This is a genomic window from Kitasatospora purpeofusca, assembly GCF_000718025.1.
Lineage (GTDB): Bacteria > Actinomycetota > Actinomycetes > Streptomycetales > Streptomycetaceae > Kitasatospora > Kitasatospora purpeofusca.
Window position 1 is genome coordinate 67,383 of the sequence record NZ_JODS01000020.1, and the last position, 13,166, is coordinate 80,548.

9 protein-coding genes are annotated in these 13,166 nt (G+C 72.7%); 7 read left to right on the forward strand and 2 right to left on the reverse strand.

All coding sequences use genetic code 11. The features are described from left to right. Positions 1–79: 79 nt before the first annotated feature. Positions 80–1,111 carry an NAD(P)H-dependent flavin oxidoreductase gene (locus IF01_RS0125815; protein WP_030395933.1) on the forward strand — a complete coding sequence of 344 codons (1,032 nt, stop codon included), beginning with the start codon at positions 80–82 and terminating at the stop codon, positions 1,109–1,111. A 66-nt stretch (positions 1,112–1,177) separates the two neighbouring features. Here the strand turns inward: IF01_RS0125815 and IF01_RS0125820 are convergent, their stop codons facing one another. Continuing rightward, the gene (locus tag IF01_RS0125820; RefSeq protein ID WP_030395934.1) at positions 1,178–2,653 is read right to left on the reverse strand and encodes an aminopeptidase P family protein; all 1,476 of its coding nucleotides are present in this window, start codon (positions 2,651–2,653) and stop codon (positions 1,178–1,180) included. A 232-nt stretch (positions 2,654–2,885) separates the two neighbouring features. Here IF01_RS0125820 and IF01_RS0125825 point away from each other — a divergent pair, with 232 nt between their 5' ends. From IF01_RS0125825 to IF01_RS0125850, 6 genes are all read left to right on the forward strand, one after another. After that, positions 2,886–4,646, forward strand: a complete 1,761-nt coding sequence (locus IF01_RS0125825; RefSeq protein WP_030395935.1) for an ABC transporter substrate-binding protein — start codon at positions 2,886–2,888, stop codon at positions 4,644–4,646. Positions 4,647–4,659: 13 nt separating this feature from the next. Continuing rightward, positions 4,660–5,622: an ABC transporter permease gene (locus tag IF01_RS0125830; RefSeq protein ID WP_030395936.1), complete on the forward strand. Its 963-nt coding sequence runs from the start codon at positions 4,660–4,662 to the stop codon at positions 5,620–5,622. After that, complete coding sequence (locus IF01_RS0125835; RefSeq protein WP_030395937.1) at positions 5,619–6,605, forward strand: ABC transporter permease; 987 nt, start codon at positions 5,619–5,621, stop codon at positions 6,603–6,605. The genes IF01_RS0125830 and IF01_RS0125835 overlap by 4 nt, the downstream gene beginning before the upstream one ends. Continuing rightward, positions 6,605–7,606: an ABC transporter ATP-binding protein gene (locus tag IF01_RS0125840; protein ID WP_030395938.1), complete on the forward strand. Its 1,002-nt coding sequence runs from the start codon at positions 6,605–6,607 to the stop codon at positions 7,604–7,606. Before IF01_RS0125835 ends, IF01_RS0125840 begins: the two co-directional genes overlap by 1 nt. Then, positions 7,603–8,580 carry an ABC transporter ATP-binding protein gene (locus IF01_RS0125845; RefSeq protein WP_030395939.1) on the forward strand — a complete coding sequence of 326 codons (978 nt, stop codon included), beginning with the start codon at positions 7,603–7,605 and terminating at the stop codon, positions 8,578–8,580. Before IF01_RS0125840 ends, IF01_RS0125845 begins: the two co-directional genes overlap by 4 nt. A 358-nt stretch (positions 8,581–8,938) precedes the next feature. Next, positions 8,939–10,402 (forward strand): MFS transporter, encoded by a 1,464-nt coding sequence (locus IF01_RS0125850; protein WP_030395940.1) that lies wholly within the window; start codon positions 8,939–8,941, stop codon positions 10,400–10,402. 214 nt (positions 10,403–10,616) lie between these two features. On the opposite strand, the gene IF01_RS0125855 is transcribed toward IF01_RS0125850, so the two are convergent. Next, positions 10,617–12,992 (reverse strand): immune inhibitor A domain-containing protein, encoded by a 2,376-nt coding sequence (locus IF01_RS0125855; protein WP_078880299.1) that lies wholly within the window; start codon positions 12,990–12,992, stop codon positions 10,617–10,619. Positions 12,993–13,166 lie beyond the last annotated feature (174 nt).

Here is a 13,166-nt window from a genome sequence, read left to right on the forward strand (position 1 = left end):
GTGACGGCGCGGAGGGCCGGCGGGCGGCGGGCGTAGGGTGGTCGGCGACCTCGTCCGCCCGTGACCGGAGGATCCCCGGATGGCCGTCCGACTCGACGAACTCGCCGTGCCCGTGATCGGCGCACCGATGGCCGGCGGGGCGACCACGCCGGAGCTGGTGGCGGCGGTGAACGCGGCGGGCGGGCTGGGCTTCCTGGCGGCCGGCTACCGGAGTGCCGCCGCGACGGCCGAACAGGTCGCACTCACCCGGAAGCTGACGGACCGTCCGTTCGGGGTGAACCTCTTCGTACCGGCCGAGCCCGGCGACCCGGCGGCGGTCGCCGCCTACCGGGAGCGGCTGCGGCCCGAGGCGGAGCGGCACGGGGTCGTGCTGCCGGAGGCGATCGGGCCGGACCGGGACGACTGGGACGCCAAGATCGCCGTGCTGCTCGCCGGGCCGGTCGCGGTGGTCTCGTACACCTTCGGGCTGCCCGCCGCCGATGAGGCGCGGGCGCTGCGGGCGGCGGGGGTCCTCCAGGTGGGCACGGTGACCACGCCGGAGGAGGCCCGGCGGGCCGAGGCGGCCGGGATGGACGCGCTCTGCGTGCAGGGCCCGGAGGCCGGCGGGCACCGGGCCACCCACGGGGTCGCGGACCGGCCGGGCGAGGTCCCGCTGCTCGATCTGCTGCCCGCGGTGCGGGCGGTGACGGGGCTGCCGCTGGTCGCGGCGGGCGGGCTGGCCGACGGGGCGTCGGTGGCGGCCGCGCTGCGGGCCGGGGCGGTGGCGGTCCAGGTGGGGACGGCGCTGCTGCGGGCGGAGGAGGCGGGTACCTCGGCGGCGCACCGGGCGGCGCTGACGGAGTTCGAGTCGACGGCGGTGACCCGGGCGTTCACCGGGCGTCCGGCGCGGGGGCTGCGCAACGCGTTCATCGACCGGTACGGGCCGTACGCGCCCGCCGCCTATCCGGAGGTGCACCACCTGACCCAGCCGCTGCGCGCGGCGGCGGCCGGGCGCGGGGACACCGGGGCGATGCACCTGTGGGCCGGGACGGGCCACCGGGCGGCGCGCGGCGGCCCGGCGGCGGGGATCGTGGCCCGGTTGTGGGAGGAGGCCCGGGCCGCCGGGCGGTGAGCCCGGCGGCCCTGCGGCGGTCCCCTGCGGTGCCGGCCCGACCGCCGTGGGGCCGGCACCGCGGGCTCAGCCGAGCAGCTCGGCCATCCAGGCCTCGATGGCCGGGACGCTGCGGGGCAGCGCGCCGGACATCAGCCGGGCGCCGTCGGCGGTGACGACCAGGTCGTCCTCGATCCGGACGCCGATGCCGCGCAGCTCGGCGGGGAGGGTCTCGTCGTCGGGCTGGAGGTAGAGGCCGGGCTCGACGGTGAGCACGTGACCCTCCTCCAGGACGGCGTCCAGGTACGTCTCGGCGCGGGCCTTGGCGCAGTCGTGGACGTCGAGGCCGAGCATGTGGCCGGTGCCGCAGAGGGTGTAGCGGCGGTAGAGGCCGCTGTCCTCGGCGAGCGCCTCCTCGGCGGAGACGGGCAGGACGCCCCAGTCGGCGAGGCCCTCGGCGATGACCCGGGCGGCCGCGGCGTGGAAGTCGCGGAAGCGGGCGCCGGGGCGCAGGGTGTCGATGCCGGCCTGCTGGGCGGCGAGCACCAGCTCGTAGACCTGGCGCTGGACCGGCGTGAAGGTGCCGCTCAGCGGGATGGTGCGGGTGATGTCGGCGGTGTAGAGGGTGTCGGTCTCGACGCCGGCGTCCAGCAGCAGCAGGGAGTTCGGGTCGAGCGCGCCGTCGTTGCGGATCCAGTGCAGGACGCCGGCGTGGGCGCCGCTGGCGGCGATGGTCTCGTAGCCGATGCCGTTGCCCTCGGCGCGGGCGCGGAGGTTGAACACGCCCTCGATCCAGCGCTCGCCGCGGTGGTGGCGCAGGGCGGCGGGCAGGGCGCGGACGACGTCCTCGAAGCCGAGCACGGTGTGGTCGACGGAGAGCTGGAGCTGCTCCACCTCCCAGGTGTCCTTGACCAGTCGCAGCTCGGACAGCACGGCGGCGAAGAGGCCGTCGGCGTCGACGAGCGCGGCGGGGCCGGGGCGGCCGGTGGCGGCGTCGAGCTCGGGGTCGACGCCGGCCAGCACCCGGGTGGCGGGCTGCGGGCCGGTGAGCAGCTTGTCCAGCTCGTCGAGGTGCTCGACGCGCACGCCGGTGAGCCGGGAGGCCTCGTCGAGGTCGGGGCGGCGGCCGACCCAGAACTCGCCGTAGCGGCGGTCGCGGAAGAACTCGGCGCCGCGCACCGGGTCGCCGCCGCGGGGGGAGCGGGGCCGCAGGTAGAGGACGGGCTCGTGGCCGTCGGGGCCGGTCGGCTCCAGGACGAGCACGTGGCCGACCTGGTCCTCGCCGGTGAGGCCGGTCAGCCAGGCGTAGGCGCTGTGCGGGCGGAAGCGGTAGTCGACGTCGTTGCTGCGGACCTTGAGCCGGCCGGCCGGGACGATCAGGCGCTCGCCGGGGAAGGCCGCGGACAGCCGGGTGCGCCGGCCGGGGGTGACGGCGTAGCCGGGGACGCGGTCCTCGGCCGGGAGCGGGGTGGGGGCCCAGGAGGTGCCCATGAAGGCGTTGAGCGCCGCCGACACCGGGAGGTCGTGGCTGCCGGTGTTGAGGCCGGTCTGACGGAGGGTCACCGGGTACTCCTAAAACGCGTGGTGCGAGGTTGGGGGAGGAGGGGGCTGCACGGACACATCTCGGTAACGGGTGGCGTCACCTCTTGTGCAGTGCAATTTCACATTACTATGTTACGGGTCACACCGCGGAGCGGCTAGACCCCCTGAGGTCGCCCTCCCGGCCGGGCCCCGGATCCACCCCCGGGGTTGGACGACGGGCCTTCTCGGCGGGCCCCCCACTGCGGAGTCAGATATGAACAGGCGTACCCAGACCGCCCTCGCGGCGGCCATCGCGGCGGCACTCACCCTCGGGCTCGGCGCCTGCGGAAGCAAGGACAAGAGCGACAGCGGCTCCGGCGACACCGCCGCCGCCAGCTCCACCAAGGGACCCGGTGCCGACACCGGCACGGCCGTGGGCGGCACCCCGGTCAAGGGCGGCACCCTGACCGTGCTGACCAACCAGGACTTCGCCCACCTCGACCCGGCCCGCAACTGGACCCTGCCGCAGATGGACTTCGGCACCCGGCTGATCTACCGCACCCTGGTCACCTTCAAGGCCGAGCCCGGTGACGCCGGCAACCAGATCGTCCCCGACCTGGCCACCGACACCGGCCGCCCGTCCGACGGCGGCAAGACCTGGTCCTTCACCCTGCGCGACGGGCTGAAGTACGAGGACGGCTCGCCGATCAAGTCCTCCGACATCAAGTACAACGTCGAGCGCTCGTTCTCCCCGGACCTCACCGGCGGCCCCGACTACGCGGCCCAGTACCTGGCCGGCGGCGAGAACTACAAGGGCCCGCTGACCGGCGAGCACCTGGCGAGCATCGAGACGCCGGACGACAGGACCATCGTCTTCCGCCTCAAGCGCCCGGTCGCCGAGTTCGCCTACACCGCGACCCTGCCCACCTTCGCGCCGGTGCCGCCGGCCCAGGAGAAGGGCACCCAGTACGACATGCGGCCGTTCTCCTCCGGCCCGTACAAGATCGAGAGCTACGACCGCGGCAAGCAGCTGGTGCTGGTCCGCAACACCAACTGGGACCCGTCCTCGGACCCGATCCGCAAGGCCTACCCGGACAAGATCGTCGTCACCCAGGGCCTCAAGGGCGGCCAGGTCGACGACCGCATCATCGCCAGCGACGGCGCCGACGCCTCCGCGATCGAGATGCCCTGGATGCGCCCCGAGTCGGTCGCCAAGGTGCTGCCCAAGGCCGACGTCAAGGCCCGCATGGTGGCCGAGCGCACCGGCTGCACCGACAGCCTCTACCTCAACACCTCCAAGGCGCCGTTCGACGACCCGAAGGTCCGCGAGGCCGTCATGTGGGCGGTCGACCGCGAGGCCCAGGTCACCGCGTTCGGCGGCCCCGCGATCGCCGACGTCGCCACCTCCTTCCTGCCGCCGTCGCTGACCGGCGGCGTCAAGGCCGACCCGCTGAAGATCCCGGCCGCCGGCGACGCGGCGAAGGCCAAGGACCTGCTCAAGGCGGCCGGCAAGACCGACCTCAAGGTCTCGCTCACCGTCTCGCTCGGTGACAAGACCCGCGGCGAGGCCATCCAGCAGTCGCTGTCCAAGGCCGGCATCCAGGTCACCGTCAACACCGTCGACCCGTCGGCGTTCACCGACACCCTCGGCGACGCCAAGGCCGCGCCCGAGCTGACCATCAACGGCTGGTGCCCGGACTACCCGTCCGGTGCCACCTTCCTGCCCTTCCTGTTCGACGGCCGCACCATCAAGGACAAGGGCAACCAGGGCAACTACAGCCAGTTCCGCGACCAGGCCACCATGGACGAGATGGACCGCATCGCGGCCCTCCCGGACGTGAACGAGGCCAACGAGGCCTGGAAGAAGCTGGACGAGGCGCTCCTGCAGAAGGCCCCGGCCGTCCCGCTCATGTGGCAGCGCCGCGCGCTGCTGGTCGGCACCAACGTGGCCGGCGCCTTCGGTGCCCCGGGCTACGCCGGCATGATCGACATGGCCACGGTCGGCCTCAAGGACCCCGCCAAGAGCCAGGGCTGAGGAACCGTCCGTCATGAGCACCACTACGACTGAGCCCGCCGCCGCGCCCGTCGCGGCGGCGGGCCCCGCGAAAGCCTCCGGGCGCGGGCCCTGGCGGCTGGTCTGGGACCAGCTGTGGGCCAAGGGCTCGGCCCGCTTCGGCCTGATCATGGTCGTCCTCCTCGTCCTGATGGCCGTGCTGGCCGGCCCGCTGAGCGCGCTCGGCGGCTGGAACGCCGAGGAGTTCGACAAGCGCGCCGTCGACGCCTACCTGGGCGGCCTGCCCAAGGGCGACTTCGGCGGCGTCGGCGCCCGGCACTGGTTCGGCGTCGAGCCGGCCACCGGCCGCGACCTGTTCGCCCGGGTCCTGCACGGCGGCCAGGTGTCGCTGCTGATCGCGTTCGTCGCCACCGCCGTCGTCGTCGTCGCCGGCACCCTGGCCGGCATCGCGGCCGGCTACTTCGGCGGCCGCATCGACAGCCTGCTGTCCCGGCTGATGGACCTCACGATGTCCTTCCCGTCGCTGATCTTCATGATCGCGATGATGTCGGTCGCCAGGGACGTCAACCGGATCCTGCTGATGACCGTGGTCATCGGGCTGTTCGGCTGGCCCGGCGTGGCCCGCGTCGTCCGCGGCCAGACCCTCTCGCTCAAGCACCGCGAGTACGTCGAGGCGGCCAAGGTCGGCGGCGCCCGGTCCTGGCGCATCCTCACCCGGGAGATCCTGCCCAACGTCTCCGGGCCGATCATCGCCTACACCACCCTGCTGATCCCCGGCATGATCGCCACCGAGGCCGCGCTCTCCTACCTCGGCGTGGGCGTCCGGCCGCCGACCCCCTCCTGGGGGCAGATGATCGCCGAATCGATCGTCTTCTACGAGACCGACCCGACGTACTTCCTGATCCCGACGGTCTTCCTGTTCGTCGCCGTCCTCGCCTTCACCCTGCTCGGCGACGCGCTGCGCGACATCCTCGACCCGAAGGGAGGACGGTCGTGATCCTCTACCTCGGGCGCCGGCTGCTCGGCGTCGCCGGCATCCTGCTGGCCATCTGCGCCATCACCTTCACCATCTTCTACCTGCTGCCCAACGACCCGGCCGCAGCCGCCTGCGGCAAGACCTGCAGCCCCGAGCGGCTGGTCGAGGTCAAGGCCGCGATGGGCCTGGACAAGCCCGTCTGGGAGCAGTTCTTCGTCTACCTGCTGGGCATCTTCGCCGGCCGCGACTACGGCAGCGGAGCCAGCGCCACCCACTGCGGCTTCCCCTGCCTCGGCTACTCCTACGAGTACTCGCTGCCGGTCTGGGACCTGCTGGTCGACCGCCTGCCGGTGTCGGTCTCGCTCGCCATCGGCTCGGCCGTGCTCTGGCTGGTGCTCGGCCTCGGCGCCGGCATCACCTCGGCGCTGCGCAAGAACACCGTGGTCGACAAGATCCTCACCGTCCTGTCGGTCGGCGCCGCCTCGCTGCCGGTCTACTTCACCTCGATCATGCTGATCTGGGGCGTGGTGCGGACCGCCGGCCTGCTGCCCTACCCCGCGTACCACAACCTCACCGACAACCCGCTGTCCTGGGCCTCCAACCTGCTGCTGCCGTGGACCGCGCTGGCGCTGCTCTACGCGGCCCAGTACGCCCGGCAGAGCCGGACCTCGATGATCGAGGCGATGGCCGAGCCCTACATCCGCACCGCCCGCGCCAAGGGCATGCCGGCGCTCACCGTCACCGTCAAGCACGGTCTGCGCTCCGGCATGACGCCGATCCTCACCATCTTCGGGATGGACCTCGGCGGCCTGCTGGCCGGTGCCGTGATCACCGAGTCGATCTTCGGACTGCCCGGAATCGGACGCCTCTTCTACGACGGCCTGCTCCGCTCCGACCAGCCCGTCATCCTCGGCGTCACCCTGCTCGCGGCCTTCTTCATCGTCGTCGCGAACCTGCTGGTCGACGTGCTCTACGCGTACGTCGACCCGAGAGTGAGGTACTGATGACGTCGTTGTTGGAGGTCGAGGACCTCAAGGTCACCTTCGACACCCCGCGCGGCACCGTCCGGGCCGTCGACGGCATCAACTTCACCGTCGAGGCCGGGAAGACCCTCGGCCTGGTCGGTGAGTCCGGCAGCGGGAAGTCCGTCACCTCCCTCGCCGTCATGGGCCTGCACCGCGGCGCGAAGGTCGGCGGCTCGATCAGGCTCGACGGCCAGGAGCTCAACGGCCTGGGCGAGAAGCAGCTCGGCGCGATCCGCGGCCGGAGGATCGCCATGATCTTCCAGGACCCGCTGTCCAGCCTGCACCCCTTCTACCCGGTCGGCGAGCAGATCGCCGAGCACTACCGGGTGCACTTCAAGGCCTCCCGCAAGGCCGGCCGCGAGCGTGCGATCGAGATGCTCGCCGAGGTGGGCATCCCCGAGCCGGCCCGCCGCGTCGACGAGTACCCGCACCAGTTCTCCGGCGGCATGCGCCAGCGTGTGATGATCGCCATGGCGCTCGCCTGCGAGCCCGAGCTGCTGATCGCCGACGAGCCGACCACCGCGCTCGACGTCACCGTCCAGGCCCAGATCCTCGACCTGATCGCCAGGATCCAGGAGCAGCGCGGACTCGGCGTCGTGATGATCACCCACGACCTCGGCGTGGTCGCCCGGGTCGCCCACGAAGTGCTCGTCATGTACGGCGGCCGCGCCGCCGAACAGGCGCCCGTGGACCGGCTGTTCGCCGCCCCCGCGCACCCGTACACCCGCGGGCTGCTCGACTCCCTGCCCCGCCTGGACGACACCGACGACGCCCCGCTGCGGGCCATCCCCGGCAGCCCGCCGTCGCTGATCGCCCCCGCCCCCGGCTGTTCCTTCGCACCGCGCTGCGCCCGCACCATCGCCGCCGCCGCCGAGGAGCACGCCCGCTGCCTGTCCGAGCGGCCCGCGTTCGGCCCGCTCGCCCCCGGCCACCAGGCCGCCTGTCACCTGCCGCTGGTGCCGGAAGGAGTCCTGGGATGACCGAACCCCTGCTGACGGTCCGGGATCTGGTGAAGACCTTCCCCGGCCGCCGCTCACGCACCGGCCAGCCCGGCGCCCCGATCAGGGCCGTGGACGGCGTCAGCTTCGACGTCGGCGCCGGCGAGACCCTCGGCCTGGTCGGCGAGTCCGGCTGCGGCAAGTCGACCACCGGGCGCATGGTCGTCCGGCTGATCGACCCGACCTCGGGCACCGTGAACTTCGACGGCACCGAGATCGGCGGCCTGACCCAGGCTCAGCTGCGCCCGCACCGCAGGCACCTGCAGATGGTGTTCCAGGACCCGTACTCCTCGCTCAACCCCCGGCAGACGGTGGCCCGGATCATCTCCGAACCGCTGCTGGTCCAGGGCAGCAGCGCGGCCGACGCCCGCAAGCGGGCTTCCGAGCTGATGGAGCTGGTCGGCCTCATCCCCGAGCACCTGGACCGCTACCCGCACGAGTTCTCCGGCGGCCAGGCCCAGCGCATCGGCATCGCCCGCTCGCTGGCCACCTCGCCCCGGCTGGTGGTCGCCGACGAGCCGGTGTCCGCGCTGGACGTCTCCATCCAGGCACAGGTGGTCAATCTGATGGAGCGGCTCCAGGACGAACTGGGGCTGGCGTACATCTTCATCGCGCACGACCTCTCGGTGGTCAAGCGCGTGTGCGACCGGGTCGCGGTGATGTACCTGGGCCGGATCGTCGAGATCGGCGAGAAGCACCAGGTGTACAGCAACCCGGCGCACCCCTACACCAAGGCCCTGCTGTCCGCCGTTCCGCTGCCGGACCCGGCCGCGGAGCGGGCGCGGGAGCGGATCGTGCTGCTCGGCGACCCGCCGAGCCCGGCCGCCCCGCCGCCCGGGTGCAGCTTCCACCCGCGCTGCCCGAAGGCCCAGGAGATCTGCCGGACCGAGCGTCCGCTGCTGCGGATCGCCGGGCCGGGCGGGCGCGAGGCGGCCTGCCACTTCCCGGAGAACTGATCCGGGACGAGGTCTCGCGGTCGGGGGCGCCTGCCATTGGGCGCGCCTCCGGCCGCGGCTGAACCGCCGTACCGTCCGGCCACCCCCACGGCGGACGGTACGGCACCGAACGCGCGAGGAGCGATCCTCCTCGCGTGCCGAGCCCCCGGTCGGGAGCGGCGGGGAGCCTGTGATGAGGGCCGCGCCCGACCGGGTCCCGTCCGGTGGAAACCCACCGGACGGGCGGGGCTCGCCGGGTCCGACCGGGTCGTCGGACCCGGCGGGCCCTTTCGCCGTTCCCTGGCCCGGTAGTTCTGTCCGTCCCCGGGTCCGTGCGAGCGCTTGACTTGAAGTTCACTTGAACTCATAGCGTGTGCACGTGACCGAAACTCCGCGCGTCCAGACCGCCCCCACCCCCTCCGACCAGGGAGATCGCGCTCCCGTTGCCGAGTCGGCGGCGCCCTCCGGCGGCTGGGGGGACCTCTTCTCCAAGCAGTACGCCGCCCAGGCCTCGATCATGGCCGGCGGCGTCGCGCTCTACGCGATGAACCTCTACTTCACCGCCGCCCTGCTGCCCTCGATCGTCGAGGACATCGGCGGCGCCCGCTTCTACGCCTGGGTGGCGACCGGCTTCCTGATCGCCGCGGTGACCGCCGCGATGCTGGTCAGCCGGCTGCTCGCCCGGCTCGGGCCCTCGCGCTCCTACCTGACCGGCTTCCTGGTGTTCGCCGCCGGCGCCGGGCTGACCGCGGCCAGCCCGTCGATGGAGACGCTGATCGTCGGCCGGATCGTCCAGGGCCTGGGCGGCGGGCTGATGGCCGGCCTCGGCTACGCGGTGATCCGCACCGCGCTGCCGGAGCGGCTGTGGACCAGGGCGGCCGGCCTGGTGTCGGCGATGTGGGGCGTGGGCACGCTGGTCGGCCCCTCGCTCGGCGGGCTCTTCGCCGAACTCGACGCCTGGCGCGGCTCCTACGTCCTGCTCATGGTGGCCGCCCTGGTGCTGGCCGTGCTGGCCCGCCGCTCACTGCCCGGCCCGACCGGGTCCGCGCGCACCGTCGAACCGCTGCCGCTGCCCTCGCTGCTGCTGCTGACGCTCGCGGCGGGCGCCTTCAGCATCAGCTCCACCGTGCCGCGCGGCTGGGCGACGGCGCTGTGCATCGTGCTGGGCCTGGTGCTGCTGGCGGGCTTCCTGCTGGTGGAGCGCCGCGGATCGGCGACCGTGCTGCCCAAGCTGACCTACCGTCGCGGCAACCACCTGAAGTGGATCTACCTGACCGTCGCGGTGTACTGCACCGGCGTGATGACCGAGACCTTCATCCCGCTGTTCGGCCAGGAGCTGGGCGGGCTGAGCCCGCTGGCGGCCGGCTTCCTCGGCGCGACGGTGTCGGTCGGCTGGACCTCGGCCCAGCTGTTCAGCGTCAACCTGCGCTCGGAGCGGGCCCGTTCGCTGGCGATCCGGGTCGGTCCGGCGGTGCTCACGGCCGGTCTGCTGGCCTACGGCCTGCTGCAGACCTCGCAGGCCTCCGGCGGCCGGGTGCTGCTGTGGGCGGTGGTGCTGGTGATCGGCGGGACCGGCATCGGGGCGGCCTTCCCGCACCTGAGCGTCACGGCGATGCGCAGCACCGACGACGAGGTGGAGGGCGCCAAGGCGGCCGCCGGCCTCAACACCACCCAGCTGATCGCCTTCACGGTGAGCTCGGCGCTGGCCGGGACGCTGGTGAGCTTCGGCGGGGACTCCACGCTGGACGGCGCCCGCTACATGGTCTTCGGGCTCGGCGCCCTCACCGTGTTCGGCACCGCCACCGCCGCGCTGAGCCTGCGGCGGGCGCGCTCCGAGGCCTGAGCGGGGTCTGAGCCGAGGTCTGAGTCGAGGCCTGGGTCCAGGCCTGAGTCGGGCGGGAAACGGACCGCCCCGGCCCTCCGTGTGGGAGGACCGGGGCGGTCTGCCTGTCCGTGGGACCTGTCTTCCACGGGGAGGCCCGGCGCTCAGGACACCGGGGTTCGGACTGCCGGGCCCGGTCGCGCGGGGTGTGCGCGGCCGGACCCGGGCAGCGGGGTCAGGACGCGGGGCCCACCCGGACGGTGGTGATCCGTCCGCCCTGGGACTCGCGGACGACCTCGATCTTGGTGTTGGTGTCCGGCACCTTCACCCCGAGCTGCGGGGTGGCCGGGTCGCTGTAGACGCCGGTGCGGTCGTTGAAGGCCGGGACGGCCTTCTCCGAGCCGATCTTCACCGGGACGCCGGCCTTGTGCAGCGTGAACCCGGTGGTCGGCTTGAGCGAGAAGGTCGCGTCGAAGGTCTGCGCCCGGGCGTTGACCAGGGTGCCGTCGGCGAAGCGGATCGGCGCCGGGTGGGCGTCGATCGGCAGGATCAGGCCGCCGCCGGGGTGGTCCTTGGTGTTGTTGTCGCCGTAGCCGGTGTCCCAGAGCCAGACGAGCACGCCCTCCTGGTACGGGTAGTTGTCGACGATGTCCTTCTTGCCCTCGACCCCGGTGTAGCCGAAGTTGTACGGGCCGGTCTTCAGGAACTCGCCGTAGCCGGCGTAGCGCCGGTTCTCCACCAGGTAGGCGCGCGGGTGCTGCTTGACCGCGGTGCGGCCGGTGATGACGGTGAAGCCGGTGGCGGTCCAGCCGTTGGTGCCGTTCTCGGCGCCGTCGGTGAACAGGGTGGTGGCGCCGGCGGTGATCCTCACCGCGTCGACCAGGACGCCCTTGCCGTGGGTGTTGCCGTCGGAGGTGACGTGCAGCCGCAGCCGGACCTTCTGGCCGGCGTAGGCGTCCAGCGGGATGTGCAGCTGCCGGTACGCGCCGGAGGTGCCGCTCAGGCCCGGGACGTTGGAGCTGGTGTTGCCGAGCGGGGTGCCGTCGACGGTGCCGGGCAGGGCGGTCCAGGTCTTGCCGCCGTCGGTCGAGGCCTCGGCGGTCAGGAAGTCGTAGTCCTGCTCGATGTCGTACCAGACCGCCGCGTCGAGGGCGGCCGGGCCGGTGGTCCCGCCGAGGTCGACGTCGCGGGCCAGCGCGTTGTCCAGGTTGTCGCCGGTGTCGCTCCACCACTGCTTGGCGCCCTCGCGCGGGTCGGCGAGGTCGGTGCTGGTGGTGCCGTCCGGCAGGTGGACCAGGACGGCCTGCGCCTGGTCGGTGTTGTAGCCGCTGACGCCGAGCGCGTGGCTGGACCGGGTGGCGGCCTGCGCCTCGTCGTAGTTGAGCCAGCCGAACTGCAGCTTGCTCCAGGCGTCGAGGTCGCCGGGGTAGGCGCCGGTGGTGTTCTTGCCCTTGCCCAGGTACGAGGCGGAGGACATCAGCGACCAGAAGTTGACGCTGTTGTCGCCGCCGCTGGTGCTGTACAGGTCGGGCAGGCCGAGGTTGTGGCCGAACTCGTGGGAGAACAGGCCGACTCCGCTGTTCTCGCCCGCCTGGACGTAGTCGTAGACGTACAGGCCGGTGTCGCCGACCGGCGCGCCGCCGATCCTGTTGCCGACCGGGCCGGTCTGGCCGGTCGGGTCCGGGAAGGTCCAGCTGCGGTGCGCCCACAGCGCGTCGGCGCCCTGCGCGCCGCCGCCCCAGGTCTCGTCCGCGCCGGCGTGCACGACGATGACGTTGTCCAGGTAGCCGTCGGGCTGGTTGAACTCGCCGTCCTTGTCGTGGTCGTAGCGGTCGTAGACGTCGTACTGGGCCAGCTCGGCCTTGACGTCCGCGGCCGTGCGGCCCTTGGCGATCTCGCCGTCGTACCAGGCCTTGACGGCGTCCCGGATGAACTCCTGGCCCTGGGTCCAGGCGCCGGAGCCCTGCGGGCCCTTGTTGGAGCCGTAGCGGGCCTCGTTCCACGGCACGGTGACCCAGTTGCTGACGGTGCCCTCGATGTCGTACCGGCCCGAGGACTGGGTGCGGTAGAAGTTGCGCATCGAGACCGCGCCGGGCGAGTCGTCGAAGAACATCTTCTGGTAGTAGTTCCGGTCGAAGTCCTGGTTCCAGAGCGTGTGGTTGTCGCTCTTGCCGGGCTTCGGGATGGCGTTGTGCTGCGGGCCGGGGGTGCCCCCGTAGCGCGGCTGGCCGTTGTACAGCGTGGTGTTGTCCACCTGGTCGCCGAACTGGGCGAGGATCACGAAGACCTTGTCCTTGCGCTGCTGCGCGAGCTGGACGTAGTCGTTGCCGACCCGCACCTTGGCGGGTGCCCGGCGGTCCGTGGTCTTGGCCACGGCGCCCTTGTTGAGCTGTTCCAGTGCCTTGGTGCGCAGCGACTGGCGCTCGCGCTCCTGGGGCGCGAGCGGCGCCGGCGGGGCCTCGAGGCCCCCGGCCTCGGCGCTGTCGCCGGACTCGGCGGAGATGGTGGATGCGGGCGTGGGGGGAGCGGCCTGGGCGGGGGTACCGAGCAGGGTGACCGCTATCGCGCTCGTGGTGAGCGCGGCCGCGAACGCCGCGGACAGTCTGCGCAACTGACCTGTCCTTTCCGGACGGTGGGTGGTCGGGCGAGCGCAGGTAATATTTCACATGTCATGGGTCACACGGAAGAGATCGGACCGCGGGAGGTGTGGGCGGCCTCCGACCGGGGAACGCGGCCGGGCCGCCCGCGTGCTGCGGCGGGCGGCCCGGACGACGGGGGGTCGCGG

Excerpts from the sequence above, each read along its gene's own strand:
- IF01_RS0125815 (WP_030395933.1), top strand. The coding sequence starts at position 80 with ATGGCCGTCCGACTCGACGAACTCGCCGTGCCCGTGATCGGCGCACCG.
- IF01_RS0125825 (WP_030395935.1), top strand. The coding sequence starts at position 2,886 with ATGAACAGGCGTACCCAGACCGCCCTCGCGGCGGCCATCGCGGCGGCA.
- IF01_RS0125830 (WP_030395936.1), top strand. The coding sequence starts at position 4,660 with ATGAGCACCACTACGACTGAGCCCGCCGCCGCGCCCGTCGCGGCGGCG.
- IF01_RS0125840 (WP_030395938.1), top strand. The coding sequence starts at position 6,605 with ATGACGTCGTTGTTGGAGGTCGAGGACCTCAAGGTCACCTTCGACACC.
- IF01_RS0125845 (WP_030395939.1), top strand. The coding sequence starts at position 7,603 with ATGACCGAACCCCTGCTGACGGTCCGGGATCTGGTGAAGACCTTCCCC.